Source organism: Deferrivibrio essentukiensis, assembly GCF_020480685.1.
GTDB lineage: Bacteria > Chrysiogenota > Deferribacteres > Deferribacterales > Deferrivibrionaceae > Deferrivibrio > Deferrivibrio essentukiensis.
Genome location: NZ_JAJAFU010000002.1, coordinates 139,458 through 163,849 on the forward strand (window position 1 = coordinate 139,458; position 24,392 = coordinate 163,849).

33 protein-coding genes are annotated in these 24,392 nt (G+C 36.2%); all 33 read right to left on the reverse strand.

Features of this window, described 5'->3' with window-relative positions; translation table 11 throughout:
- The 33 genes from nuoE to fabZ all read right to left on the reverse strand — a co-directional run bounded on the left by nuoE (position 1) and on the right by fabZ (position 24,392).
- Complete coding sequence (nuoE, locus tag LF845_RS01825; RefSeq protein ID WP_242819284.1) at positions 1 to 519, reverse strand: NADH-quinone oxidoreductase subunit NuoE; 519 nt, start codon at positions 517 to 519, stop codon at positions 1 to 3.
- A gap of 7 nt (positions 520 to 526) precedes the next feature.
- Positions 527 to 1,720, reverse strand: coding sequence for an NADH dehydrogenase (quinone) subunit D (nuoD, locus tag LF845_RS01830; protein WP_242819285.1), 1,194 nt, complete (start codon positions 1,718 to 1,720; stop codon positions 527 to 529).
- Positions 1,721 to 1,736: 16 nt separating this feature from the next.
- Positions 1,737 to 2,231 (reverse strand): NADH-quinone oxidoreductase subunit C, encoded by a 495-nt coding sequence (locus tag LF845_RS01835; RefSeq protein WP_242819286.1) that lies wholly within the window; start codon positions 2,229 to 2,231, stop codon positions 1,737 to 1,739.
- An 8-nt stretch (positions 2,232 to 2,239) separates the two neighbouring features.
- Entirely contained in the window at positions 2,240 to 2,716 is a 477-nt protein-coding gene (locus tag LF845_RS01840; RefSeq protein ID WP_242819287.1) for a NuoB/complex I 20 kDa subunit family protein, read from the reverse strand.
- Positions 2,707 to 3,060, reverse strand: coding sequence for an NADH-quinone oxidoreductase subunit A (locus LF845_RS01845; protein WP_242819288.1), 354 nt, complete (start codon positions 3,058 to 3,060; stop codon positions 2,707 to 2,709). Before LF845_RS01845 ends, LF845_RS01840 begins: the two co-directional genes overlap by 10 nt.
- A 148-nt stretch (positions 3,061 to 3,208) precedes the next feature.
- The gene (locus tag LF845_RS01850) at positions 3,209 to 4,129 is read right to left on the reverse strand and encodes an RluA family pseudouridine synthase (protein WP_242819289.1); all 921 of its coding nucleotides are present in this window, start codon (positions 4,127 to 4,129) and stop codon (positions 3,209 to 3,211) included.
- A 9-nt stretch (positions 4,130 to 4,138) separates the two neighbouring features.
- Complete coding sequence (locus LF845_RS01855) at positions 4,139 to 5,305, reverse strand: RsmB/NOP family class I SAM-dependent RNA methyltransferase (protein ID WP_242819290.1); 1,167 nt, start codon at positions 5,303 to 5,305, stop codon at positions 4,139 to 4,141.
- Positions 5,280 to 6,131: a zinc metalloprotease HtpX gene (htpX, locus tag LF845_RS01860; RefSeq protein ID WP_242819291.1), complete on the reverse strand. Its 852-nt coding sequence runs from the start codon at positions 6,129 to 6,131 to the stop codon at positions 5,280 to 5,282. Before htpX ends, LF845_RS01855 begins: the two co-directional genes overlap by 26 nt.
- Entirely contained in the window at positions 6,115 to 6,825 is a 711-nt protein-coding gene (locus LF845_RS01865; protein ID WP_242819292.1) for a DUF116 domain-containing protein, read from the reverse strand. Before LF845_RS01865 ends, htpX begins: the two co-directional genes overlap by 17 nt.
- Positions 6,826 to 6,892: 67 nt before the next feature.
- Complete coding sequence (gene fmt / locus LF845_RS01870) at positions 6,893 to 7,822, reverse strand: methionyl-tRNA formyltransferase (protein ID WP_242819293.1); 930 nt, start codon at positions 7,820 to 7,822, stop codon at positions 6,893 to 6,895.
- Between the two features lie 18 nt (positions 7,823 to 7,840).
- Positions 7,841 to 9,070, reverse strand: coding sequence for an LL-diaminopimelate aminotransferase (locus LF845_RS01875; protein WP_242819294.1), 1,230 nt, complete (start codon positions 9,068 to 9,070; stop codon positions 7,841 to 7,843).
- 1 nt (position 9,071) lies between these two features.
- Positions 9,072 to 10,013, reverse strand: coding sequence for a cation diffusion facilitator family transporter (locus LF845_RS01880; RefSeq protein WP_242819295.1), 942 nt, complete (start codon positions 10,011 to 10,013; stop codon positions 9,072 to 9,074).
- Between the two features lie 10 nt (positions 10,014 to 10,023).
- Positions 10,024 to 10,953, reverse strand: coding sequence for a DUF2232 domain-containing protein (locus tag LF845_RS01885; RefSeq protein ID WP_242819296.1), 930 nt, complete (start codon positions 10,951 to 10,953; stop codon positions 10,024 to 10,026).
- Positions 10,954 to 10,957: 4 nt separating this feature from the next.
- Entirely contained in the window at positions 10,958 to 11,185 is a 228-nt protein-coding gene (rpsR, locus tag LF845_RS01890) for a 30S ribosomal protein S18 (RefSeq protein WP_242819297.1), read from the reverse strand.
- Between the two features lie 15 nt (positions 11,186 to 11,200).
- Positions 11,201 to 11,599 (reverse strand): single-stranded DNA-binding protein, encoded by a 399-nt coding sequence (gene ssb / locus LF845_RS01895; protein ID WP_242819298.1) that lies wholly within the window; start codon positions 11,597 to 11,599, stop codon positions 11,201 to 11,203.
- Between the two features lie 2 nt (positions 11,600 to 11,601).
- A complete protein-coding gene (gene rpsF, locus LF845_RS01900; protein WP_242819299.1) occupies positions 11,602 to 12,066 on the reverse strand; it encodes a 30S ribosomal protein S6 in 465 nt (154 codons plus the stop codon).
- A gap of 190 nt (positions 12,067 to 12,256) precedes the next feature.
- Positions 12,257 to 12,505 carry a hypothetical protein gene (locus LF845_RS01905; RefSeq protein WP_242819300.1) on the reverse strand — a complete coding sequence of 83 codons (249 nt, stop codon included), beginning with the start codon at positions 12,503 to 12,505 and terminating at the stop codon, positions 12,257 to 12,259.
- Positions 12,506 to 12,625: 120 nt separating this feature from the next.
- Positions 12,626 to 13,012, reverse strand: coding sequence for a 30S ribosomal protein S9 (gene rpsI, locus LF845_RS01910; RefSeq protein WP_242819301.1), 387 nt, complete (start codon positions 13,010 to 13,012; stop codon positions 12,626 to 12,628).
- Positions 13,013 to 13,021: 9 nt separating this feature from the next.
- A complete protein-coding gene (rplM, locus tag LF845_RS01915; RefSeq protein ID WP_242819302.1) occupies positions 13,022 to 13,447 on the reverse strand; it encodes a 50S ribosomal protein L13 in 426 nt (141 codons plus the stop codon).
- A gap of 14 nt (positions 13,448 to 13,461) precedes the next feature.
- Positions 13,462 to 13,818, reverse strand: a complete 357-nt coding sequence (rplS, locus tag LF845_RS01920; RefSeq protein ID WP_242819303.1) for a 50S ribosomal protein L19 — start codon at positions 13,816 to 13,818, stop codon at positions 13,462 to 13,464.
- The gene (trmD, locus tag LF845_RS01925) at positions 13,799 to 15,121 is read right to left on the reverse strand and encodes a tRNA (guanosine(37)-N1)-methyltransferase TrmD (RefSeq protein ID WP_242819304.1); all 1,323 of its coding nucleotides are present in this window, start codon (positions 15,119 to 15,121) and stop codon (positions 13,799 to 13,801) included. The genes rplS and trmD overlap by 20 nt, the downstream gene beginning before the upstream one ends.
- Entirely contained in the window at positions 15,108 to 15,626 is a 519-nt protein-coding gene (rimM, locus tag LF845_RS01930) for a ribosome maturation factor RimM (RefSeq protein WP_242819305.1), read from the reverse strand. Before rimM ends, trmD begins: the two co-directional genes overlap by 14 nt.
- Positions 15,627 to 15,669: 43 nt before the next feature.
- A complete protein-coding gene (locus LF845_RS01935; RefSeq protein WP_242819306.1) occupies positions 15,670 to 15,900 on the reverse strand; it encodes a KH domain-containing protein in 231 nt (76 codons plus the stop codon).
- A 16-nt stretch (positions 15,901 to 15,916) separates the two neighbouring features.
- Positions 15,917 to 16,189 (reverse strand): 30S ribosomal protein S16, encoded by a 273-nt coding sequence (gene rpsP / locus LF845_RS01940; RefSeq protein WP_242819307.1) that lies wholly within the window; start codon positions 16,187 to 16,189, stop codon positions 15,917 to 15,919.
- Positions 16,190 to 16,203: 14 nt separating this feature from the next.
- Entirely contained in the window at positions 16,204 to 17,553 is a 1,350-nt protein-coding gene (gene ffh / locus LF845_RS01945; RefSeq protein ID WP_242819308.1) for a signal recognition particle protein, read from the reverse strand.
- 128 nt (positions 17,554 to 17,681) lie between these two features.
- Positions 17,682 to 18,929, reverse strand: coding sequence for a DUF1015 domain-containing protein (locus LF845_RS01950; protein WP_242819309.1), 1,248 nt, complete (start codon positions 18,927 to 18,929; stop codon positions 17,682 to 17,684).
- Between the two features lie 10 nt (positions 18,930 to 18,939).
- A complete protein-coding gene (tyrS, locus tag LF845_RS01955; RefSeq protein WP_242819310.1) occupies positions 18,940 to 20,142 on the reverse strand; it encodes a tyrosine--tRNA ligase in 1,203 nt (400 codons plus the stop codon).
- Complete coding sequence (locus tag LF845_RS01960; RefSeq protein WP_278252125.1) at positions 20,143 to 20,940, reverse strand: prepilin peptidase; 798 nt, start codon at positions 20,938 to 20,940, stop codon at positions 20,143 to 20,145.
- 5 nt (positions 20,941 to 20,945) lie between these two features.
- The gene (locus LF845_RS01965; protein ID WP_242819312.1) at positions 20,946 to 21,410 is read right to left on the reverse strand and encodes a chemotaxis protein CheX; all 465 of its coding nucleotides are present in this window, start codon (positions 21,408 to 21,410) and stop codon (positions 20,946 to 20,948) included.
- Positions 21,411 to 22,217, reverse strand: coding sequence for an LpxI family protein (locus LF845_RS01970; RefSeq protein ID WP_242819313.1), 807 nt, complete (start codon positions 22,215 to 22,217; stop codon positions 21,411 to 21,413).
- Positions 22,214 to 23,188: a Gfo/Idh/MocA family protein gene (locus LF845_RS01975; RefSeq protein WP_242819314.1), complete on the reverse strand. Its 975-nt coding sequence runs from the start codon at positions 23,186 to 23,188 to the stop codon at positions 22,214 to 22,216. The genes LF845_RS01970 and LF845_RS01975 overlap by 4 nt, the downstream gene beginning before the upstream one ends.
- A gap of 2 nt (positions 23,189 to 23,190) precedes the next feature.
- Positions 23,191 to 23,961 carry an acyl-ACP--UDP-N-acetylglucosamine O-acyltransferase gene (lpxA, locus tag LF845_RS01980; protein WP_242819315.1) on the reverse strand — a complete coding sequence of 257 codons (771 nt, stop codon included), beginning with the start codon at positions 23,959 to 23,961 and terminating at the stop codon, positions 23,191 to 23,193.
- Complete coding sequence (gene fabZ, locus LF845_RS01985; RefSeq protein ID WP_242819316.1) at positions 23,961 to 24,392, reverse strand: 3-hydroxyacyl-ACP dehydratase FabZ; 432 nt, start codon at positions 24,390 to 24,392, stop codon at positions 23,961 to 23,963. Before fabZ ends, lpxA begins: the two co-directional genes overlap by 1 nt.

Below are 24,392 nucleotides of genomic sequence, written 5' to 3' on the forward strand. Positions count from 1 at the left end.
CTACTCTTCTTTATTAGCATATTCTCTGAAAATCGCTCTTGCGTTTTCAGGGGTCAAGTTGCCATAGGTTTTGTCATTTATCATAATAACGGGAGCCATACCGCAAGCACCGATACAGGAAACCTCTTCCAAGGTAAATTTAAGATCGTCAGAAGTCTCTCCGTTACCTATTCCAAACTCTTCCTTAACCACTTCAGATATCCTTCCTGAACCTTTTACGTGGCAAGCAGTACCACGACATACCCTAATTACATACTTACCTCTAGGTGTTGTATAAAACTGGGCATAGAAGGTTAGAACCCCATAAAGTTGGTGGGGAGAAACATTGATATTTTCACCTATTCTCTCTATCATCTCTTTTGAAAGATACCCATAATGCTCCTGGACCTGTTGTAAAACCGGAATAACCGCACCTTTCTTGCCGGCATACTTAGCACAAATTTCATCAACGCCGATTAAGTCTATCTCTTGTAAAACTTCTTCTTGGTTTTCTTGAGTTTCTAAAGTTTTATCAGACATATTGCACCTACCTATCTATTTCACCAAGAACGATATCTACGCTACCGATTATACCGACCAGGTCAGCTACCATAGCACCCTTAGCCATTTTATTTACTGCACCAAGGTTAACAAAAGAGGGCGCCCTAATCTTTAATCTATATGGTTTCTCTTCACCATTACTTACTATATAATAACCAAGCTCACCTTTAGGTGCTTCCACACAAGCATAGGTTTCACCCTTTGGAGTCTTAAAGCCTTTTGATATAAGGTAAAATCTTCTAATAAGCGCTTCCATCCTTTCATATACTTCCTGATGAGAAGGCATTGACACTCTCGGGTCATCGGTCATCACAGGTCCTTCGGGAATCTGCTCTAAAGCTTGCTTTAAAATCCTGTTGGACTGCCTCATCTCCTCAATCCTTACCTGATATCTCGCATATATGTCCCCTTCCTGCCTAACGGGAACATCAAACTCAAACCTATCATATATACCATATGACTCATCACGTCTGAGGTCAAAGTCAACACCAGAACCTCTCATTATAGGACCGCTAACACCATAACTTAATGCATCCTCTTTAGAAAGGTAACCAATCCCCTTAGTCCTCATAAGCCAAATTCTATTTTTAGTCAAAAGCCTTTCATAAGTATCTATTCTTTCATCAAATATAGATACAAATTCAGCCAACTTTTCCATAAAAAGAGGTGGCACATCCTCTCTAATACCTCCAATTCTAATCCATGAGCTCGTCATCCTTTGGCCTGTTGCTATTTCAAACATATCAAGAATGAGCTCCCTTTCCCTGAAAGCATACAAAAATACAGTCATGGCACCTATATCAAGAGCATGCGTAGCAATCCATACAAGGTGACTTGCAGCCCTTGAAAGCTCCGCAAAAATAACTCTCAAATACTCAGCCCTTTCAGGTATTTTTACACCAAAAAACTTCTCGACAGCCAAACAATAACCTAAATTGTTTGACAAAGGAGAAAGGTAGTCAAGTCTGTCAGTTAAAGGTATAAATTGATGGTAAGTTCTATTTTCAGCTAATTTTTCTACACCTCTGTGAAGGAAGCCTATGTCAGGTCTCACATCCACGATAGTCTCGCCGTCAAGATCAACTACAAGCCTCAAAACACCATGTGTACTTGGGTGCTGAGGCCCCATATTGACCGTTATTATTTCACTCAAATTATCCTTTACGCTTATATTTTCCATAATCTATCCCCAAACCTTATTTTGTAAATTTAATACCAAGGTTTTGTTCATCCGCCGAATTAAACCACTTTCTATCCTTCAAACCATAATCTTTCCTCAGCGGATGTCCCTCAAAGAAATCAGGCATAAGGATTCTTCTTAAATCAGGATGACCTTTAAAAGTAACACCTACCAAGTCATACTGCTCCCTTTCAAGGAAATCTGCCGATTTCCAAATATCTGTCACTGTTTCGTACTCAGGTTCAACCAATGCAATCTTTACGAAAACTCTCAATCTTGCATCTACATTAAGCAAATTATATGAAAGCTCAAACTTTTCCTTTTTCTTCGGCCAATGAATAGCAACGATATCTGCAAGATACTTAAACCCAAACTCACTGCTCAGACTTCTCAAAACATCCTTGCCTATTTCAGCCGGCACATTTATAAAGTTACAACCATACTGGCTGTAGCCATTTATCTTGCCTTCATACTTTGCAGACAATTCTTTCAACAAACTCTCAAATCCCATCATACACCTCACTTTCTCAAGACCTTGTTGCCTTTAATTTTCTCCTGCAATGCAACAATCGCATCAAGTAGCGCCTCTGGCCTTGGAGGACAACCTGGGATATAAAAGTCAACAGGAACGATCTCATCTACCCCTTGGACTGTTGCGTAGGTATCAAATATACCGCCACTGGTAGCACAGCTTCCCATCGCTATAACCCACTTTGGCTCAGGCATCTGATCATACACTTTTCTTACAACCGGTGCCATTTTTCTGGTCACGGTACCGGCAACAATCATAAGGTCAGCCTGTCTTGGGGTAGCCCTAAATATTACGCCAAGTCTGTCAAGGTCATATTTAGAAGCACCAACAGCCATCATCTCGATAGCACAACAAGCAAGACCAAATGTAACCGGCCAAAGGGAAGACCTTCTAGCCCAGTTTATAACACCATCAACAGTAGCAGTAATAATGTTATCTGAAAACTTATGCTCCATTAAGCCCATTCTAACGCTCCTTTCTTCCAAGCATAGAAGTAACCAAATACTAAAATTACGATAAACAAAATCATTTCAATCAGACCAAATATCCCTAACATATCAAATGCTACCGCCCAAGGGAAAAGAAAAACTGTCTCCACGTCAAAAATAACAAAAAGCATAGCAATTACATAGAACCTTACGTTGTAACGCTTTCTTGCGTCACTAAATTCCGGCATACCACATTCATAAACACTGTACTTAACCTTTTCAGGTTTCCTAGGTCTTATCAAAAAACCTACACTCACACTGATAATACCTATCAGTGCAGAAATTACTAACATTAACGCTATTGGAAGATATCCGCTCATATTCTCACCTCTGTATTTTGTATACAGTATGCATTATGTATCATAGACATTAATAAGTGTCAACAAGAAACATCGTTTTATGACAAGGGATATGGTTGTATAATCCCTCTTTTTTTACTATAGATTATATTTAAAAAATCTATAATGACTACATATTTTGTTTGAGATATTTGATAAGTTTAGCCATATCTTCAGGAACTTCTATTTCAAATTCCCTTAATTTATTATCAAAAGGGCAATTAAATCTAAGATAGTATGAATGGAGCGCCTGCCTTTTTATGGGATAATTCAAAGAAATTTTATTCCCGTAAAGCTCATCTCCGATAATTGGAAAACCTAGATATGACATATGAACTCTAATCTGATGTGTCCTTCCTGTATAAATTTTCACATCTGCTAAAAACTCATTATTAAACCTGTCCAAAATAAAAACATCTGTTTTAGCATGCTTACCATCTTCACGGACACACATCTTTTTCCTATTAATCTTATGACGGCCTATATTGTTTTCAATTTTATAAGTATTTTCTTTTGGTTTTCCCCATGAAACACACTTGTATTTTTTTTCTATATCGCGATTTTTAAACAAATCTGCAAATTTCTCCTTAGCAATATAATTTTTAGTGATAATCATAAGTCCTGAAGTATCTTTATCCAACCTGTGCACTATCCCTGGCCTGAAATCCCCCTCATCTACTTCAAACGAAAATTTATGTAAAAGTCCGTTTACAAGAGTATTATCAAAGTTACCCGGCGCAGGGTGAACAACCACATTTGCGGGTTTATTTATAATAATATATTCATCATGCTCATAAATTATCTCAAAGTCAATTTCTTTAGGCTCAAGATTGGGTTTTTCCTCTTCAGGTATCAAAACATTTATAGAGTCACCAGTAATTACTTTAACTGAAGATTTTTCTACAATTTTGCCATTTATTTTTATTAGTCCCAAGTCTATAAGTTTTTGACAAAAACTTCTTGTTTTAGAAAGCTGTTCACTCAAAAAGATATCAACCCTTTTACAGTCGGTCTCTACTATAAAAGTATATTCTTCAACAATTTTATACATCTTATAATTTCACACCTTTCTTAAAACAGCACCGAAAAAACCATCGCAACCTGTTTTATGAATTAGCGAATAAAAAAATCCGTCTTTTAGAAACGCTTCTGGCTCATCAATTTTAACTAACTCAAAGTCACTATTTTCTTTAAGAAAGCTCTTTACGATATCAACACCCTCTTCCTGTTCAAGGGAACAAACACTGTAAATAATAATCCCCTTATCATTTAGAAGGTTGGATAATTTTGTTAGAAATTTATATTGGTTTGATGCATTCTTTTGTAGCAATTTTGGATTTCTAAAAAATTTGACCTCAGGGTGGCGTCTTATTGTACCCAACGATGAACAAGGAGCGTCAAGTAAAATTAGATCATACTTATCTGTATGTTCAAAACCGAGCACATCTTCATTGAAAACTTTAACATTTTGACAACCATACTTTTGAATGTTTTTATTAAGTTTTTCAGCTCTTTTTTTATCTTTTTCAAATGCATTTATATGCGAGTTACCGTGAAGTTTACTTAAAATAACAGTCTTTCCCCCAGGCGCTGCACATGCATCAAGTATTTTATGTGCATTGCACCCTTTGCTCAAAAGTGGAATATAAGCTGATGCTTTATCTATCGCCAAAGCATCGCTTGGTACTTTTGAAAATTCATCATAAGGCAAAAATTTAAACACATTTAAGTCTAAGTAAAAATTTTGGGGCGGTGTATTATAAGCTTGCAATACTGTTTCTACCGATTCCTCTCCAAAAGTTTTTCTAACTCTATTAATAATCCACTCGGGGAAATCTTCTAACACATTGTAATCTTTTAAAATAACTTCTTTATCAGAAATTACTTTCCTTAAAACAGCATTAACAAACCCCCTTTGCTTAGGTTTAAGTAAGTTAAGCGTTTCATTCACCGCAGCATAATGGGGGATATCATCCATAAAAAGAATTTGTACTGCACCTAATATTAAAGCTGCATATAACTCTACAGGGGTATCTTTCTTTAAATACTTTGAGATTGCCTTTTCTATAAATAATAGGTGCCTGAAGGTTTGAAAGTAAATCTTTCTGTATATTTTGCGGTAAGTAACATCTTCAAAATAATCTTCTGAAAGTTTGCCGCAGTAAAAATCAATAAGGAGGCTATAAAGCCTCCTTCTGTTATTATCCACCGTAAGCCATTCTCTCAAGTCTTTTAATTCTCTCCTCTACAGGAGGGTGAGTAGAAAAAAGATTCATCAAGCTTCTGCCTGATAAGGGGTTCATTATAAACATATGTGCAGTTGCAGGTTTTGCATCCATCGGCATTGACTCTACACCGTAAGATATTTTTTTCAAAGCACTTGCAAGAGCAAGAGGATTTCCGCACAACGCAGCACCTCTTTGGTCCGCAAGATATTCTCTTGACCTAGAAATTGCCATTTGTACCAATAATGCAGCAATCGGTGCGATAATCATGGCAATTATAGCTCCTACAGCGCCTAAAGGGTTATCTTCTTCATCCCTGTTTCCGCCAAATATCATCGCCCATCTAGCCCAATCTGCAAGCATCATAATAGCTCCAGCAAATGTAGCAGCGATTGTCCCAATCAATATGTCTCTGCCGTGGACATGAGCAAGCTCATGACCGATAACACCCTCAAGCTCTTCTCTGTTTAGCAACTGCAATATACCGGTAGTTACAGCTACTGCTGCATGCTTTGGATTTCTACCGGTTGCAAAAGCGTTAGGAGCAGGATTTTGCATAATATACACTTTTGGCATTGGAAGTCCGCCCTTTTGAGCCAAATTTCTAACAATTGAATATAGTTCAGGAGCTTCCGCCTCAGTAACTTCTTTAGCTCTGTACATCGACAAAACAAGTTTGTCACTAAACCAATATGAAAAGAAATTCATTCCTAAGGCAAATATAAAGGCAAACATCATCCCTGTTCGCCCGCCAAGCATGCCCCCTAAAAGTATAAACAGTATTGTCAATAGCGTCATAAAAAATACTGTTTTAAGAGTGTTTCCCATCTTTTCCTCCTATATATATTCTTTTAATTAATTCCTCAATTGTATTAATGTTTACCTTTGTATTCAAACAGTCCCCAAAAGGTCTCTCGTTTAACACACCAATAACCGGCAATGGATACGTATCCTGAATACCACTCAACAAGTCCCTCTCGCATGCAACCGCAATAATCAGATCAGGTTTTGTCTCTTTAACAATCCTTCTTGCAATAGTTCCGCAGGTTGCAACACTCATAATTAAATTATATTTCTCTGCTATATTTGCAAGCCCTTTTATATCACACTTTCCACACTTCTTACATACTTTGATATCTCTGGTAATTTTAAGTTCACAATCTTCTAACTGAATACAGTGTGGCAATAAAACAAGTGGCTTTCTCACCTTTTTGCCTAAAAGTGACTCCATAACAAGCTCATTATTTACTGCTACAAAAGACCTGATTATTTTATCTTTATCAATCTTAAGAATCTTTGCTACCTTTAGCACTACTGGAAATAAAAATCTTGTAACAAGCCCTCTCATTCGTTTTGCCAACCTTGTCTGCTTACCAGAAACCACCGTCAAAACAATAATTAAAGTAGATACGCCAAGAAAAATCCCAAATAGAGCCACAATCAGTGAAAAGATTATTCCGGCCAAATCCGAAAATCTTCCTATACCATAAAATGATACATACCAGACTAAGGCAAGTAACATTATTATTACTAAAGATGACAGGCCTAAAAGGAAAATAAATAATCTTTTCTTTTCAGGCTTTAGGTTTTTATCCAAGAATAGTCCCTTTTTCTAATTTGTAACCGGAAAGAAAACTTTTTACATCCATTCTCTTCTTCCCTTCAAGCTGAATTTCCTGCAGTTTAAGTGAGCTCTTACCACATTTGACAACGATATTGTCACGGTTTATTTCATAAACAGTACCCGGCTTAATATTAGAATAATCTTCATCCACAACTTCACTTTTAAATATTTTAAATGTTAAATTATTCAATTTAGTAAAGGCTGAAGGCCAAGGGTAAAAACCTCTTATAAGCCTTTCAATATATTCGGCATCATTATTCCAGTCAATAAGTCCATCATCCTTTTTCATCATCGGAGCATATGTCGCTTTAGAGTCATCCTGCTTGACAGGGGTAATCGTATCAAACTCTTTTAACGTCTTGAGAAGCAGCTTTGCACCTATATCAGATAACTCTATTAAAAGCTCCTCAGTATTTTTTTTGTCTATCAAAACACTCTCGACTAAAAGTACATCACCAGTATCAAGCCCTTCATCCATATGCATAGTAGCTACACCTGTCTCCTTCTCTCCATTGATAATAGCCCAATTTACAGGAGCAGCACCCCTATATTTTGGTAAAAGGGAATAGTGCACATTTATAGGAGCTTTTTTTGGTATATCCAAAACCTCTTTTGGTAAAATCTTACCATAGGCTACAACTACAAGAAAATCTATACTGTAACTTTTAAGCTTTTTTAACGCTTCCTCGTTGTTTCTCAATTTATCAGGTTGAAATACTTCTATATTGTGCTCAATGGCTAACTCTTTAACAGGGGGCGGGGTAAGTTTATTCCCTCTCCCTTTCGGCTTATCCGGTTGACATACGACTAACTTAACATTTATGTCAGGATCATCTATTAGACTTTTTAAAATGGGCACCGCAGTCAGCGGTGTCCCCATAAAAATTACATCCACAACTCCTCCTCGTTAAAACTAAAAAATAAACTCTTCCTCAGAAAGTCTTTTTGCTATTTCATTTATAACACGGTCCTCATCAGCCAAATCCTTTGCTTCAAAAGTTACAGTAAATCTGATAAAATTACCGGCATCATCCCAAGGGACAGAAGAAATAAGTTTTTCTCTGATAAGGTAATCACAAAACTCTTCGGCAGTTGTAAACTTCCTACCGCTCTTAGTCCCCTTTGGAATTTCAAAATAAAGGTAAAATGTCCCCTTAGGTTCATTAACAAAAAAGCCATTATCTTTTAAAATCTTAGCCAGCTTGTTCAGTCTTCTTTTATATTTTTCTCTAATAGGGGTAACTAATTCAGGATGGGATAAGGCATAAGCTGCAGCCTTTTGAATAGGAATAAACTGGCCTGAATCGTTATTGTCTTTTACTGTGGCAAAGGCTTTTACAAGTGTTTCATTACCACATACAAATGCCATTCTCCAGCCTGTCATATTAAAGGATTTTGAAAGTGAATGTATTTCGACACCTACCTCTTTTGCTCCGTCGACAGACAAAAAGGACGGCTGCTCTTCACCGTAGGTCAATTCTATATAAGCTGCATCATGCAAAACTACTACATTATTTTTCTTCGCAAAGTCTACAACTTTTTTAAAGAAATCTCTATCTGCCAATGCCCCTGTAGGATTATTCGGGTAATTTAAGTAAAGTAACTTTGCCTTCTTTTTTATATCCTCAGGGATTGCATCAAGGTCAGGTAAAAAGTTATTTTCTTTTAAAAGTGGTAAATTGTATACTTCTCCACCAAGATATTTTGTAATTGTTCCGGTTACGGGATAACCCGGAATGGTCATCAATGCGTAATCACCCGGGTTTATAACGCAAAACGGAAACATTGCCAAAGCAGGCTTTGAGCCTATAGCATGATTTATCTCAGTCTGAGTGTCTATATCTACACCAAACCTATCCTTCATATATTTTGCAGCGACATCTTTAAATTCCTGTATGCCATTATCAGAATAAAATCTATTCTCCTTTTTCATAGCCTCTTCTTTAAGCACATTCACAATCTGAGCATCTGCCATATCATCAGGCTCTCCGACACCCATATCTATTAATTCCTTGCCAGGGTTTGCGGCAATAGCTGCCTTTTTTGCCCTTTTTATTTTCTCAAACTTGTAAATCTTGGTGTCCTTACCAAACATATTTCCACCAAGTCTTTCGGCAATTAAATTTTGAACAAAATCTGACATTTTATCCTCCACTTTCATTTTTCAGTTTATCTAACTCTATCCTTAATTTGGAATCATTGCAAGCATCAATCCCGGGGCAACTTTTAATATCGCAAGGGTCAATATGTATGGTAACGTCCAAATCGTCAATCTTGTTTTTTAATTTTCTCTCAATAGTATCTGCTATCTTATGTGCGTCTGAGATACTTAATTCTCTGCACAGAGTCAAGTGCAAATCAAGAAACTTTTGAGAGCCTGACTTTCTTGTCCTTACTCTATGAAAATCGATATGCAAATTATCAAAGCTATCTAAAATTTTAATTATATCACTTTTAATTGCCTCAGGTAACTCCACATCAAGCAAATCTTTAGAAACCTCAAAACTAAGCTTTACTGCTGAATAAATAATATACAAAGAAATTACAGCAGAAATTATAGGGTCTACAACATGAAGTCCAAAATATTTTATAATAAAGAAGGATATCAAAATTCCTACATTGGTCAGTATATCAATTTCATAATGCATCGCATCTGCTTTTAATATTGATGAATCTGACTTTTTAGCTACATACCGCAGATACAACGTTAGAGCTACTGTAGATACTATTGAAAAAATCATCACATAAAGACCGGAATCTATATTATCTATTTTACCTTTTGTTATAAACTTACCATATGATTTGTATAATATATAACCGCCAGATACCAATATTATTAAAGACTGTAAAAAAGTTGCCAACGATTCAAACTTGCCATGCCCAAAAGGATGTTTTTCATCGGGGGGCTCTTCAGATTTTTTTATGGCAAAATAATTTATGGTTGATGATAAAATATCAAGTGTAGAATCAACTGCAGAAGACAAAAGTGCAAGCGAACCAATAGAAAAGCCTGCAATACCTTTTACTACAGTCAGCATAACAGCAACACTTATACTAACTATGGAAGCTACTGACTTATTGCTCACAAACCTGCCTTTAGCTCATTTTTCTTTTAAAACTAATCTTCGTCATATCAAACCAGTTATCAAACAAACCGAGCACAGCTACAATTATTATCATATGCGGTTCGCTAAAAATAAGTATATATAATATCAATTTTAAAAAATAACTCAGCTTCCACTTTAGAAAATAGAAATTTAAAATATCAAGCCCTTGAAAGAAAAATAGTGCAGTAAATATAATAAGAGTGTTATAAGACACTAATTTATACGAAAAATCCTTTGATAATATAAAAAAACCTCCAACAATAAGAAAAACTATCAATTTGTCATTAACTCTATACCTTACTTCAGGAAGACTAAGCCTTCTGAAATAATATTTTCGGCACATTACCGTTAAAAGTACAGAATATACAAAACTTAACGATGGCATCAAATGAACAATTGTGTATGCAATCGTATCTCTGTTAGTTTTTAAATACTGCAAATATGAGTTTGATTCAAAGTTGCCACCCTGATTTTTATAATTTTCTGTAACAATATCAATATATTTGGCCATATATTCAATAATTGCTGTCCTGTATTCATCCAGGAAAAATATTGTTATGAGTGCAAAAACAAACATCGGTAGTGCGCCAATAGCTACTACATCAATCTTTGTATTATTTTTTTTATTAAGGATTAAATTAACAATAAAAGCCGGATAAACGCATAGTAACAAAAAATATACAAAAAAGAATATTGAAAAAAAAGCAAGACTACAGGTTAAAATTAATGCCCCAACATGCTCTTTTACAGTAACCCTGTCATCCATTAAATACTTAAGGATGAGAATTGGAGAAAAAAATGTTAGAATAAAGCCAAACTGCGGGAAAAATATGTTTGTAGAAAATAAGGCAACAGCAATAAGATAATTTATCAATGGATGCCACATAAAAGAAAATGCCGGACTATAGCCGGCACCCATATAATTATTTGCTTAATGTGAATGGTAAAAGTGCAACTATTCTTGCAGTTTTAACAGCAGATGCAAGCTTTCTCTGGTGTTTTGCACAAGTCCCAGTAAGTCTGCTAGGCATAATCTTGCCCCTTTCTGTAACAAACTGCCTCAAGAGATTTGAATCTTTGTAATCTATATCAAGTTTATCACTGCAAAATCTACAAACCTTTTTCTTCTGAAATTTCTTCTTAAAGCTCATATTTCCTCCTATTTACTAAAAAGGTATATCGTCGTCAACAATATCTTCTGATACTGTATCTATCTCATCATTTACAGCAGAACTTTCCTTTCTCTGAACAAGCTGAATATTTTCCGCAACTATTTCATGCTTGCTCCTTTTTACTCCGTCCTGCTCCCATGTTCTAAAACTGAGCCTACCTTCAACCAATATTGGCATCCCCTTTACAATATATTCGCCAGCAAACTCGGCCAATCTTGAAAATGCAACAATATCTATAAAGCAAGCTTCATCCTTAACTGAATCTCCAGACTTGTATCTCCTGTTAACAGCAAGCCCGAATCTTGCAGCAGGTGTGCCAGAGCCAGGAATATATCTCACCTCAGGATTTTTTGTAACATTCCCGAGTAGGATAACTTTATTTAAGAATCCCATTTTTATTCCTCTGCATTATCAGCCGGTGCCTCTTCAGCAGCATCAGCTTCAGTTTCTACCTCTTCTTTCTCAGTATCAGCCTGCTTTTCAAACTGCCTACCACCATCTCTTCTGAAATTCCTTCCGCCTCTTCTCGGTGCTCTTTGAGTCATATCAGAACGCTTCTTAAGCTTGAATTTTTTACCATCAATTTTAATAACAATAAATCTGATTACAGATTCGTCATACTTAAATCTTTTTTCAAGCTCAGCAGGAACATTCACATCAGAATTGAATTGAATTAGGAAATAATATCCTTCGGTCTTACGCTCAATCTCATACGCAAGCCTTAGCTTACCCCATGCCTCATCATTGATAATTTCGCTGCCATTTTCTGTGACAAGTGTCTTGAACTTCTCAAAGACAGAGACAGCATCTTCCTGAGTCAAATCAGGATTAACGATAAATAGTGTTTCGTATGTTCTCATCTTACCTCCTTCTGGTTTAGCAGCCACAGGCTTTCACCCGCAGCAAGGTGAACTGAGTTTTTAACAACTTTAAATATCAATGTCAAGTTTTTTTGTTCAAATTTATAGCCTATCTAGACGATGTAGTAAATTCAATCATTCTGTTTTGCAAAAAAAGAGGAGTTAAATTAACCCCTCTTTCAAAATCTTTTTAGTGGGAAGGACAACTACAACCGGAGCAGCCGCTTCCGCAACCGCCTGATTCGGATAGGTAAATCTCAAGCCACTCATTAAATTGAGTATCTAACCAGCTTTTATCATCATCAGACAGCTTAGTATATTGAGTTTCATAATAAGTTTTTGCTTCTTCAAGCTCTTCTTTTTCCTCTTCCGTAAGCTCATCAACAAAGTCCCGAGCAACTACCAACTCTTTTCTTAACTCTAATAATTCTAATCTCATATATGCCTCCAATTATTTTAGGAGTAAATTAGTCTTCTTTTATAAAAAAAGCAATAGTTTTATTCAATAAATATTTTGAGGCAATAAAAAAGGCCGGACATAACCGGCCTTGAATTTTGATTAACGTTTTGAGAACTGAGAACTTTTCCTTGCTTTAGGTTTACCAGGCTTCTTCCTTTCAACCATTCTTGGGTCTCTGGTAAGAAACCCTTCTGCCTTAAGGCTTTTTCTATATTCTGGATTGTATGTAATAAGTGCCCTTGCAAGACCGTGTCTTACAGCACCTGCCTGACCTGTCTTGCCGCCGCCGGTAACAGTGATGTAAAGGTCAAACTTACCTGCACCCTTTACCACTTCTACCGGTTGCATAATAATTTGTCTCAAAATAGCCCTTTCAAAATACTCATCAAATGCCTTACCATTAACAGTAATTTTACCATTACCTGGCTTTAAAAACACACGAGCAACTGATGTTTTTCTCCTTCCGGTTCCGTAAAAATAATCCATCTATCCCCCCTAAAACTCTATTTTTTCAGGTTGCTGAGCTGAATGAGGATGCTCACTTCCGCTGTAAATCTTTAACTTCTTAAGCATCTGTCTTCCCAGTCTATTTTTTGGAAGCATTCTCTTAACAGCCAATCTGATAACTTCTTCAGGCTTTCTGTCAAGCATCTGCTCCAATGTTTTTTCTTTGAGTCCACCAAAATATCCTGAATAAGCATAATAGACTTTATCAGTAAGTTTTTTTCCTGTCACTTTAATCTTTTCAGCATTAACAACTACTACAAAATCACCTGTATCCATAAATGGAGTATACACAGGTTTATTTTTGCCCATTAAAATCATGGCAATCCTTGTCGCAAGTCTTCCCAAAATCTTATCATTTGCATCTACAAGGTACCATTTTTTTTCGCTATCAGCTTTTGCCCAAGTCGTCTTCATCTTTAATACCCCTCTTAGAAGCCTTTTCTTCTTTCTTTAATTCTCGCTGCCTTACCACGAAGATCTCTAATATAGTAAAGCTTAGCCCTTCTAACCTTACCGCTCTTAACAAGTTCTATGGACTCTATCCTTGGAGAATACATCGGAAATGTTCTCTCTACACCAATATCTCCAACAACTTTTCTAACTGTAAATGTCGTCCTTGCACCAGCTCGTCTAATTCTAATAACGAGCCCTTCAAATGCCTGAACCCTTTCCTTATTCCCTTCAACAATCCTAAAGTTAACTCTAAGGGTATCACCTGCACGGAATTCAGGAACATCCTTATTCATAAATTCTGCTTCAATAGCTTCAATTAGCTTGTTGTTCATCTTTATTTCCTCCTAAAAGGCCATTAATCTTATTTAAATATATAGCAACAGCACTTCTTACCGACAGATGATTAAAACTACCAGCACCTTTTATGGGCTCAATAATTACATCCACCAGTTTCATCAAATCTTCCGACATCCCCCATCCGGTGCCAAAAAGCAACAGTATGGGCTTGTCAAAATTCTCTTTAAGAAAGGGCTCAAGCTTCGCTCTATTCGGGGCATCCTTAGCGGACGTGGCAACGAGCACAGGCCTGCATCCTTCCTTAGTCTCTATAAACTCAATTACTTCACTTAAACTCTCTTTAATTATGGTATACTCAAAAGCCTCCTTCCTATTAGGATTATAGGTAGCTCCGTAACCTTCCTGCCAGTGTGTTAAAACTCTTCTGGCAATTTCCCTTTGAGCCTCCAAAGGGTTTACAACAAAATAATTTTTAACGCCAAAGGTCCTACATGACCTAGATATATCGTGTAAGTCCATATTGGTTATGGACGTAGCCACAATATCGCCATGTTTGTCTACCATAGGATAGTGCAGCAAAGCAACATACAGACTCACACCCTTCTCAAACCTCTCAACTATTTGGGACACAAATCCACTACTTTCGACTTTAAGAGCCTTATGTTTTAGCAAATCAGGTCTATTTTGTAAAGTAATTTTTAAAGATTCTTTATATCTCCACTCATTTATTTCCTTATGGTTGCCATTTACCAACACATCCGGCACCCTAAGTCCTTCATATTCATAAGGTCTTGTATAGTGTGGATACTCGAGCAAACCATCTCTAAAAGATTCTTCATGAAAAGACATTTCATCTCCAAGCACTCCCGGGATAAGTCTTGCCACAGAATCTATTATAACTGAAGCCGCAAGCTCGCCACCGGTCAAAATAAAATCACCTAACGAAATCTCTTCATCAACCACAAGTTTTCTGACTCTTTCATCAACCCCTTCATACCTGCCACAGATAAAGGTAATGCTATCATATTCAAGTAACCTTTGTGCAACACTTTGAGTGTATTTTTTCCCTCTGGGGTCCAACAAAATAACATGTGTATTTTTATCATTCGTTTTAATGCTTTTCACTGCATCACATATTGGTTCAGGTTTTAAAAGCAACCCTTGACCCCCGCCATATTGGTAATCATCAACTGTCTTATGTTTATCTTTAGTAAAATCACGTAAATTTACCGGATTTATATTAATAAGGTTCTTTTTAATCCCTTGATAAATAACGCCATAAGAAAATATCGCATCTATCATTTCCGGGAAAATAGTTATTACATTATAAGTCTTCACTTACCAAACCTGCTTCATCAACTACGATAATTTTATTTTCTACATCAATTTTGGGGACATGAAACTCATTATTGGAGATAAGATACTCCTTACCGTTTTCACCTTCTATTACAAAAATTTCATTGCCACCGTTATCATAGATATCGTTCAACACACCTATAGACTTACCCTCAGTGGTAATAACTTTTGCACCGATAAAATCATCCAAGTAGCACTCATCTTCACCCATATACTCTCTAAGCATCTCATGGGAAACATAAACAGCTAAGCCGGCAATTTTTTTAGCGCGGTCTATATCATCAATACCTTTACACTTGACAATGAAATTCTTTTTATTCTCCCTTATCTCTTCCACTTCATAGGAAAACATTATCTTGTCATCTTTCCCCAAAAGAAGAAATTCCAAATCATAAAATATTTCAACATCTTCTGTTTTTGGGATCAGCTTAAAGTGCCCCTTGAGGCCGTGACTGCCTGATATTATTCCAATTTTTGTGATTTTCATCTTTATTGATTTATAAAAGAAGCCCCAAAACGGGGCTTATTTATTACTCCAAAATTTCCAATACTACTCTTTTGCCTTTTTTGATTCCAGCTGCATTTAAAATAGTTCTGATAGATCTTGCAGTTCTTCCCTGTTTTCCGATTACTTTGCCAAGGTCGGCAGGATCAACCCTAAGCTCAATTACAGTAGTCTTTTCACCTTCAACCTCTTCAAGCATTACTTTGTCAGGATTGTCAACAAGAGACTTAACGATAAATTCCACTAACTCTTTCACAGTGCACCTCCATCATTTACTTAGCAGCTTTTGACTCAGCAAACTTTTTTATAATACCTGCCCTACTTAAAATATTTTTAACAGTATCAGTAGGGATAGCTCCATCTGACAGCCACTTAAGAGCCTTCTCTTCGTCAATTTTTACCTCTGCAGGCTCAACAAGAGGATTGTAATACCCCAAAATTTCGATGAATCTTCCATCTCTTCTTGCTTTACTATCAGCAACCACTACCCTGTAAAAAGGTCTCTTCTTTCTTCCCATTCTCATTAATCTTATCTTTGTAGCCACAGCTAACACCTCCTTTATCGCATTGGGAATATATTTCTTAACAATTTTTTGTCAATTTTATTCTTCCCGCCTATTTTTTTTGTAAGTTTTTTCATCATTTTATTCGTTTGCTCAAGCTGATTAATCAGCTTATTGACATCATTTACCTGTACACCAGCCCCTCTTGCAATCCTCTTCTTCCTACTTCCATTTATAATTTTATAATACTTCCTCTCTTTAGGCGTCATAGATGAAATAATTGCTTCAATCCTCTTAATATGCTTCTCGTCAATATCTATGTCACCCATTGCTGAAAAGCCCGGAATTAACCTCAATATACTTTCAAATGAACCCATACGCTTTATCATTTTAAACTGCTGAAGCATATCATTAAAATCCATTCCATCTTTGCTTATCTTGCCCGCTATCTGTTCAGCTTCATCTTCATCAATAGCACTTTGTGCCATTTCAACAAGGGTAACTATATCCCCCATCCCAAGAATTCTGGAGGCCATCCTGTCAGGATAAAACGGTTCAAACGCATCTAATTTTTCACCGATACCAACAAACTTGAGCGGCTTACCAGTAACCTCTTTAATCGAGAGAGCAGCACCACCTCTCGCATCACCATCTAACTTTGTCAAAATTACACCAGTAATACCGAGAAGTTCATCAAACTTCGCTGCCACATTTACTGCGTCCTGACCTGTCATAGCATCAGCCACAAATAGTATCTCGTTAGGTTTTAAATGCTCTTTGATAGCGGCAAGCTCATTCATTAAATCTTCGTCAATATGAAGTCTTCCCGCAGTATCTATTATCATTACATCTTTTGCCGATTTTTTGGCTACATTAAGCCCCTCTTCTGCGATTTTTACCGCATCACGTGTATCCCTATTGGCATAAACGTCACATTTTAACTGCTTTCCAAGGGTTTCCAATTGATCTATAGCTGCAGGTCTGTAAATATCATCCGCAACCAAAAGTACCGACTTGCCATTTTTCATAAAGTGGCACGCCAATTTACCGGCAGAGGTTGTTTTACCGGAACCCTGCAAACCAACAAGCATTATAATAGTAGGGGGGTTGGAGCTAAGTTTTAGCTTACTCTCATCCTTATCACCACCAAGGATATTAGTAAGCTCATCATTTACAATTTTTATAAAAACTTGCTCTGGGGTTAAACTTTTTAAGACCTTTTCACCAAGGGCTTTTTCCTGAACATTTTGGATAAACTTTTTTACTACTTTATAATTAACATCCGCTTCAAGAAGTGCCATGCGCACTTGCCTAATAGCTTCCTTTATGTTGTCTTCACTAATTCTTGCCTGACCTTTAATATTTCTAAAGACAGACTGCAACTTCTCGTTTAATGCACCAAACATCTTAATCCATCCCTTGGCATCCTATTTAAATTTAGAAAGACTCTTATATTTCACGCCCAACAAGTTGTCAACTGTTTTTTACAACAGCTTCCCAAAATGCTAAATATTTGTTTTATCTTCTTCAAACGCTATAGCTCATTAATAACTAACCCTGTCTGAAGCTTAGGATAAAAGTATGTTGATTTTTGAGGCATAACTAATCCATTTTCGGAAATATCTCTAATAATATCTATGTCAATCCCTTTAAGCAAGAAAGAGGTAACTGGGAACTTTTTCGACAACTTCTCAATTTCTTCCTCAGATTGAACAAAGTATATCCCCTCTTTTCTTAAAATTTTCTCTTCATCCATACCTAATGCTTCTTTTAATATTACTTCCTGTAAAATATAAGTATTAACTTTTCTATAAACAGTATGCAGCCCTTCAAAAACATTATCAAGTAAGGTTAAACCATAGTATTTATCTAAATGTTTCCACACTATTTTTTTGTTGCTGTCCTCGTTCAAAAATTGCTCTTTCTCGTCCTTTGCAATCTCTTTAACTGTAAAATAATTTTTCAACTTCTCTTTGAAATCTTTTTCGCTAAAACCCTCGTCAATCTTCACCACTCTATGTGTAGGAAATATTTTGAGCCCTTCATCATAAAAATTAACAAACATCATCATTACATAATCATAAGGTCTTGTATTTTCAGGGTCATCACCATTCAGCTCTCTCATATACTTTTTAAAATTCAATGCCGTTTCATATCTGTGATGACCATCAGCTATGTAGACAGCCTTATCTAGCATAAACTTTTCTACTTTATCAATAACCTCAGGATCATTTACAGTCCATAATGTATTCTTAACCCCATAAATATCCACTGCTGAAGAAACGGCCATATCCTTTTTAACAGTCGAAAAAACTCTCTCAAGCTTATTCTCTTTGTCCATATAAAGCCCAAAAATTTGACTAAAATTTGTCCTACAGGCCTTCATCAGATTAAATCTATCCTCTTTCGGCCCAGACAATGTTTTTTCATGAGGAAATACTTTACCTTTGCCAAGCTCTTCTAATTTTAGCAACCCAACAAATCCTGTCCTCACATAAACTGTGCCTGCATATTCGTACTCTTGCTCATATATGTAAAATGATGGATTTTGATCTTTTATTAAGATACCTTCCTCTTTCCACTCTTTATACTCCTTAGCAGCCATCTCATACTTATCTTCCCCTTCAGGAAGAATTAACTTCACAATATTATAAGGGGATTTTGTAAGTAAGCTCTCTTTCATCTCCTTAGAAATGACATCATATGGTGGAGCAATTACATTTTTCAGAAGAGACTTTTCCAAGTTATATCTAACACCCTTAAACGGTTTAACATACACCATAATTTCCTCCCTAACCTACAACTATTTTTGCAAATTTACGCTTACCAACTTTCAAAATGTACTCCCCTGCTTCCAAGATTGTATTTAAATCTGCAACTTTTTCACCGTTAATTGTAACCCCTCCTTGATTAGCAAGTCTTCTTGCTTCAGAGTTTGAACTAACAAAGTTTAATCTGTTTATAATTTCAATTACCCTAAGTCCAGTCTCAATACTGACTTCAACTAAATCATCCGGTATCTCTTTTTTGGAGAAAAGTGTTTCAAAATGAGTCAAGGCACCTTTAGCTCCATCCTCCCCATGATATCTTCTTACTATCTCATAAGCTAAGTCCTTCTTTGCTTTCATAGGATGAAGTTTTTCAGATGCTATATCATTCTTCATTTTTTCTATATCTTCAAGGCTCTTTTCACTTAGCAAAAGATAATATCTAAACATTAATTCATCGCTGATAGACATTATTTTACCAAACATATCATTGGCCGGCTCGTTAATCCCAACATAATTACCAAGAGATTTGCTCATTTTCTGAACGCCATCAAGCCCTTCAAGGATTGGAACAGTAATAGCTATCTGAGGCTTTTGCCCGTAATTTCTCTGTAAATCCCTCCCTACCAAAAGATTAAATTTCTGATCTGTGCCTCCCAATTCAACATCTGATCTTAGTGCCACAGAATCATACCCCTGCACAAGGGGGTACAAAAATTCATGTATACTTATAGGTTTATTTGATTCATATCTCTTTGCAAAGTCATCCCTCTCAAGCATTCTCGCTACCGTATACTGAGAAGCAAGCTTTATAAGTCCAGTCGTCCCCATCTCAAGCATCCATTTACTATTGAATGCTATTTCAGTTTTTTCCGGGTCTAATATCTTAAATACCTGCTCTTTATAAGTTTCAGCATTTTTTAAGACTTCTTCTTTTGATAAAGCCTTTCTTGTCTCATTTTTGCCGGTAGGGTCTCCAATCATACCTGTAAAGTCGCCAATAAGAAATATAACGTGATGACCAAGCTCCTGAAAATGTCTCATTTTGTGTATTAAAACTGTATGGCCAAGATGCAAATCAGGTGCTGTAGGGTCAAACCCTGCTTTAACTCTTAAAGGGATATTGTTCTCGTATGAGTATGTTAACTTAGCTACAAGCTCCTCTTCTACAATAATCTCTTCTGTTCCTCTTTTAATCACCTTCAACTGTTCTTCAACCGGTAACATTTATCCTCCAAACATTGTATTTAAATATAAATTTACAAGGAAATCACCATAAAATATATATACAATAGTTGCAATAGAAATGAATGGTCCAAAAGGTAAAGGGAAATTTCTATCTTTTTTAATTAATATCACTGGAATTCCAATAATTGTACCAAAAATAGAGCTTAGCATAAGTATTAAGAACAATGGTTTATAGCCAAGAAATGCTCCAATCATAGCTAAAAGTTCCACATCACCAAAACCCATACCCTCTTTTTTTGTAATCAACTGGTATATAAAGCCTGGGAGCCAAATTATAAGCCCACCCACTAAAATACCTATTAATGAATCCAAAAATGTCTTTAACCCTGGTGCAACCATTAAAGATAAAATAACACCTAAAACAATCCCTCCTCTTGTCAAAACAACCGGAATTACACCGCATTCAAAATTATCTGAATCCAGAGAGGTAAAAAAATCCGTAAATGCAATTACTAACAGAAGATAAAGAAAAACAATCATTTTAAGGGTTAAAACTGAAACCCCAAAATATTTGTAGGCAAATAAAAATGCAAACCCTGTCGCAAGCTCAACGAAAGGATACTGTATAGATATTTTAGTTTTACAGCTACTGCATCTTCCTTTTAAAAATATATAACTTAATATAGGGATATTTTCATAAAATCTTATTTTATGTCCGCAGGTTTGACAACTTGAGCTTGGGTAAACTATTGACTTACCGTAAGGGAGTCTGCAGATTAGCACATTCATAAAGCTTCCAAATATTAAGCCTAATATAAAAAAAATGATAGAATACATCTATTTTAGCTTTCTTTAAGAGCTACTTCCACCGTAAATTTCTCATCATCTATATTAAAAAATACTCCTAGGCACGGGACATTAGATGGCCTTTTTATTTTATGCCCTTTCCCTACAATAACATTTGGAATAGAAATTTTAAACCTCAATCCTTTCTCGGAAAACACTTTTTTGGTACTTCCTGCAACCATATTGATAAGCTCTCCAACGGCATCCACAACATCATCATCCACTTGGTTCTTTTCCTCACCTAAAAACTTTGACACAACCTTTAAAGCCAATTTTTCAGGTAAACTAATTACAACTGACCCTACAGCCTGACCGGCAAGACCGATAACACCGGAAATATCAAAAGAGGGCTCATCATCTTTTTTTAAATAAAGCTCACCTTTTTTGGGCTCTATACCTATCATTGTATTAAACACTGAAAGTGTTGACTCTATAAATGGGTTTATATACTCCGCCTTCATCTATGCCCCCTGCACCGAGATTAATGTTATTCTATTCTTTTTAGCAAAGTTTTCACATTCTTTCTTGTCTACTATAAATGTCTTACCAGCCTCTACAGCCAACAGCCGGCCCTTATTATCCGCTATTTTTTTTAAAGTGTCAACTCCTACCGTCGGCACATCAAATCTTTCATCCTGGTCAGGCTTGGCTACTTTCACCACTATTCCACCTTTTTTGGCTAACTGTAACCCTCTTTCTATTGCTGCATCAGTACCTTCAATCGCCTCTAACGCCATTACCGCCTTGTTTTTAATAACTACAGTTTGACCAATATCAAGCCTTCCCAGCTCTTTTGCTATCTTAAATCCAAACTCTATATCCTCTTTTTCTTTATTTGTTGGGCTTTTCCCTATAAGAATATCTTCTTCTGCAAGAAGACTTTTTAGGACATCCGTCTGTTTTAAAACATTTATCCCCATTTTATCTAGTTCATTTATGACAGCGTTCATTATCGTATCGTCCTTTCTGTCTTTGAGAGAAAAAAGAATTTTAACTGCCTTCATATCTAACTTCAAATTATTATAAAGGAGAGACTTGTTAACCTTTCCGGCAAAAACGACATCGGTAACATTCTCTTTCTTTAAAATATCGAGAATCTTACCTACCTGACCTACGCTAAGACTGTAAACGACAATGCCGTCAGTTTCTATACTTTGATTGAACTCTTCACTAAAGGTAATAACTATAAAATCTCTATTTGCCTCCTGCAATGACTTCACTGCAAATACAGGAAGCTTACCATAACCTGCTAGTAGAGCTATTTTCAAGGATTTACCTCACACCTGCCCTCTTTTTTCTTTAAAATTTTATCCACTTCAAGGGCAACTTTAAGGGACCTTAACTCGTGCTTTACAGAAACTATACGTGGCTTTTTCCCCTCAATACAATCAATAAAATGCTTTATTTCCAACTTTAAAGGGTTATCTTTATAAACAAAAAGTCTTTCTAATATATATTCATTTTTATATGTCAGCTCTTTATTCCCAAATATATGCTGGGACAGACCCTTTCTATAAATATTAATATCCTGACTTGTGTAATCAAGATGGATAAATGCGTCTTCTTGGGAGATACTCATCGTCCTATCTTTCTTTTGAGTAATTCTACTTACAAGAATATTGGCAATAGCATTGTTTTCAAATACCAAACTAACAGATGCAAAGTCGGGTAAATTTGAATAGACCTTACTCCCTTTTGCTTCCACATCAATAACTTCCTTATTCATTATATTCAATATGATATCAATATCGTGAATCATCAAATCAAGAACAATGCTGTCATCCTTCATCCTTTCAACATACGGCCCAACCCTTCTTGATTCTATAAGATAGGGGTTGTCTACTATTTTTTTAAGCTCCTGCACGGCACCATTAAATCTTTCAACGTGCCCTATATGTAATACAAGATTATTCTTCTCGGCAATTTCAAAAAGCTCCACCGCTTCTTCAAAGTTTGTTGTAATTGGTTTTTCCACCAATACATGTTTCCCTTTCAACAAACACTTTTTTACTATTTCAAAATGAAATTTGGTAGGTGCGGCAACTGTTACAATATCTACCTTATCAAGTATATCTTCATAATTAACACTGGAATAAACATTAAATTTCTCTGCTTTTTCTCTAAGGTTTTCTGCATCTACATCACTCAGTGCCGTTAGTTTTACAGAAGGTATTTCATCATATAAATTCAGATGGTATGTCCCCATCCGTCCGATACCAATCAAACCCATTCTTAGCATAATTATCTCCTGGTTATCCCTCTTTTTGAACTTTTAAGGAATTCACAAAATTCAACTACTTCATCACAGCCTGCAAGTTTTTCAATCTCAGCTATGGCATCTTCAAGAAGCAGGCTTCTATCTAAAAATATAGCAAGAGCTTTTTTTAGGCTGCTGCGTGCTTCAGGCCCTACACCGTTTCTTCTTAGACCAACTATATTCAGTCCGTGAACAATTGCCGGATTCCCTTCAATAAGACAAAATGGCGGCACATCTTTTACAATTCTTGACATCCCGCCCACCATAGCCATTTTACCAATTCTTACAAACTGATGAGTGCCGGTAAGCCCGGAAATAACTGCCTTATCCCCAACATGTGTATGACCTGCAAGGGCCGCATAGCTCGTCATTATAACGTTATTCCCCACTTTGCAATCATGTGCTATGTGGACAGAGTTCATGATAAAACAATTATTTCCCACTTCAGTAATCCAATCTTCCTTGGTACTTGCTCTGTGAATTGTAGTAAACTCTCTTATCCTGCAATTTTCTCCAATCACAAGCTTAGTATCTTCACCCTTGTAACTTAAATCCTGTGGAGCACCGCCGACGTGAACATTCGGAGACAGTATTGTACCTTTTTTTATTTCGGTATTTTCTTCAATTACACTGTTGACACCTATTTGAACATTATCATGTATTATACAATTCTTACCTATAAAAACATTAGGTCCGATAATTGCACTTTCCGAAACTTCGGCTGTTTTGTCAATAATTGCGGTATGATGTATCATTATTTCTCCTTTACCATAGCCATAAATTCGGCTTCGCATGCAACCTCACCTTCTACGGTTGCGACCCCTTTCATTCTCCAAATATTTCTTTTCTTTTTAACTAACTCAACATCAAGCATTAATACATCCCCCGGGACAACGGGCCTTCTAAACTTGACATTATCTATTGCCATAAAATAAACAAGTATATCTTCATGAGTCTTGTCACTTTGCTCATTAAGTGCAATAAGACCACCAGCCTGAGCCATTGCCTCTACAATCAAAACTCCTGGCATTACAGGCTCCCCCGGAAAGTGCCCCATAAAAAAATTTTCGTTTATTGTAACATTTTTAATAGCTTTTATAGATGTATCGTTAAGTTCAACCACCTTATCAACTAAAAGAAAAGGGTACCTATGTGGCAAATTTTTCATTATTGTTTTAATATCCAT

What these genes read in the sequence shown, in the direction of transcription:
- LF845_RS01960 (WP_278252125.1), bottom strand. Translation starts at nt 20,940, where the DNA reads ATGTATTCTATCATTTTTTTTATATTAGGCTTAATATTTGGAAGCTTT.
- LF845_RS01875 (WP_242819294.1), bottom strand. Translation starts at nt 9,070, where the DNA reads ATGTCAGATTTTGTTCAAAATTTAATTGCCGAAAGACTTGGTGGAAAT.
- LF845_RS01840 (WP_242819287.1), bottom strand. Translation starts at nt 2,716, where the DNA reads ATGGGCTTAATGGAGCATAAGTTTTCAGATAACATTATTACTGCTACT.
- rpsF (WP_242819299.1), bottom strand. Translation starts at nt 12,066, where the DNA reads ATGAGAACATACGAAACACTATTTATCGTTAATCCTGATTTGACTCAG.
- rimM (WP_242819305.1), bottom strand. Translation starts at nt 15,626, where the DNA reads ATGAAAATCACAAAAATTGGAATAATATCAGGCAGTCACGGCCTCAAG.
- nuoD (WP_242819285.1), bottom strand. Translation starts at nt 1,720, where the DNA reads ATGGAAAATATAAGCGTAAAGGATAATTTGAGTGAAATAATAACGGTC.
- LF845_RS01885 (WP_242819296.1), bottom strand. Translation starts at nt 10,953, where the DNA reads ATGGGTGCCGGCTATAGTCCGGCATTTTCTTTTATGTGGCATCCATTG.
- rplM (WP_242819302.1), bottom strand. Translation starts at nt 13,447, where the DNA reads ATGAAGACGACTTGGGCAAAAGCTGATAGCGAAAAAAAATGGTACCTT.
- tyrS (WP_242819310.1), bottom strand. Translation starts at nt 20,142, where the DNA reads ATGTTACCGGTTGAAGAACAGTTGAAGGTGATTAAAAGAGGAACAGAA.
- lpxA (WP_242819315.1), bottom strand. Translation starts at nt 23,961, where the DNA reads ATGATACATCATACCGCAATTATTGACAAAACAGCCGAAGTTTCGGAA.
- LF845_RS01905 (WP_242819300.1), bottom strand. Translation starts at nt 12,505, where the DNA reads ATGAGATTAGAATTATTAGAGTTAAGAAAAGAGTTGGTAGTTGCTCGG.
- nuoE (WP_242819284.1), bottom strand. Translation starts at nt 519, where the DNA reads ATGTCTGATAAAACTTTAGAAACTCAAGAAAACCAAGAAGAAGTTTTA.
- ffh (WP_242819308.1), bottom strand. Translation starts at nt 17,553, where the DNA reads ATGTTTGGTGCATTAAACGAGAAGTTGCAGTCTGTCTTTAGAAATATT.
- fabZ (WP_242819316.1), bottom strand. Translation starts at nt 24,392, where the DNA reads ATGGATATTAAAACAATAATGAAAAATTTGCCACATAGGTACCCTTTT.
- LF845_RS01845 (WP_242819288.1), bottom strand. Translation starts at nt 3,060, where the DNA reads ATGAGCGGATATCTTCCAATAGCGTTAATGTTAGTAATTTCTGCACTG.
- htpX (WP_242819291.1), bottom strand. Translation starts at nt 6,131, where the DNA reads ATGGGAAACACTCTTAAAACAGTATTTTTTATGACGCTATTGACAATA.
- LF845_RS01965 (WP_242819312.1), bottom strand. Translation starts at nt 21,410, where the DNA reads ATGAAGGCGGAGTATATAAACCCATTTATAGAGTCAACACTTTCAGTG.
- LF845_RS01835 (WP_242819286.1), bottom strand. Translation starts at nt 2,231, where the DNA reads ATGGGATTTGAGAGTTTGTTGAAAGAATTGTCTGCAAAGTATGAAGGC.
- LF845_RS01950 (WP_242819309.1), bottom strand. Translation starts at nt 18,929, where the DNA reads ATGGTGTATGTTAAACCGTTTAAGGGTGTTAGATATAACTTGGAAAAG.
- ssb (WP_242819298.1), bottom strand. Translation starts at nt 11,599, where the DNA reads ATGGGATTCTTAAATAAAGTTATCCTACTCGGGAATGTTACAAAAAAT.
- rplS (WP_242819303.1), bottom strand. Translation starts at nt 13,818, where the DNA reads ATGAACAACAAGCTAATTGAAGCTATTGAAGCAGAATTTATGAATAAG.
- LF845_RS01865 (WP_242819292.1), bottom strand. Translation starts at nt 6,825, where the DNA reads ATGTTACTTGCCTTAGTCTGGTATGTATCATTTTATGGTATAGGAAGA.
- rpsR (WP_242819297.1), bottom strand. Translation starts at nt 11,185, where the DNA reads ATGAGCTTTAAGAAGAAATTTCAGAAGAAAAAGGTTTGTAGATTTTGC.
- rpsI (WP_242819301.1), bottom strand. Translation starts at nt 13,012, where the DNA reads ATGGATTATTTTTACGGAACCGGAAGGAGAAAAACATCAGTTGCTCGT.
- LF845_RS01975 (WP_242819314.1), bottom strand. Translation starts at nt 23,188, where the DNA reads ATGCTAAGAATGGGTTTGATTGGTATCGGACGGATGGGGACATACCAT.
- LF845_RS01850 (WP_242819289.1), bottom strand. Translation starts at nt 4,129, where the DNA reads ATGTATAAAATTGTTGAAGAATATACTTTTATAGTAGAGACCGACTGT.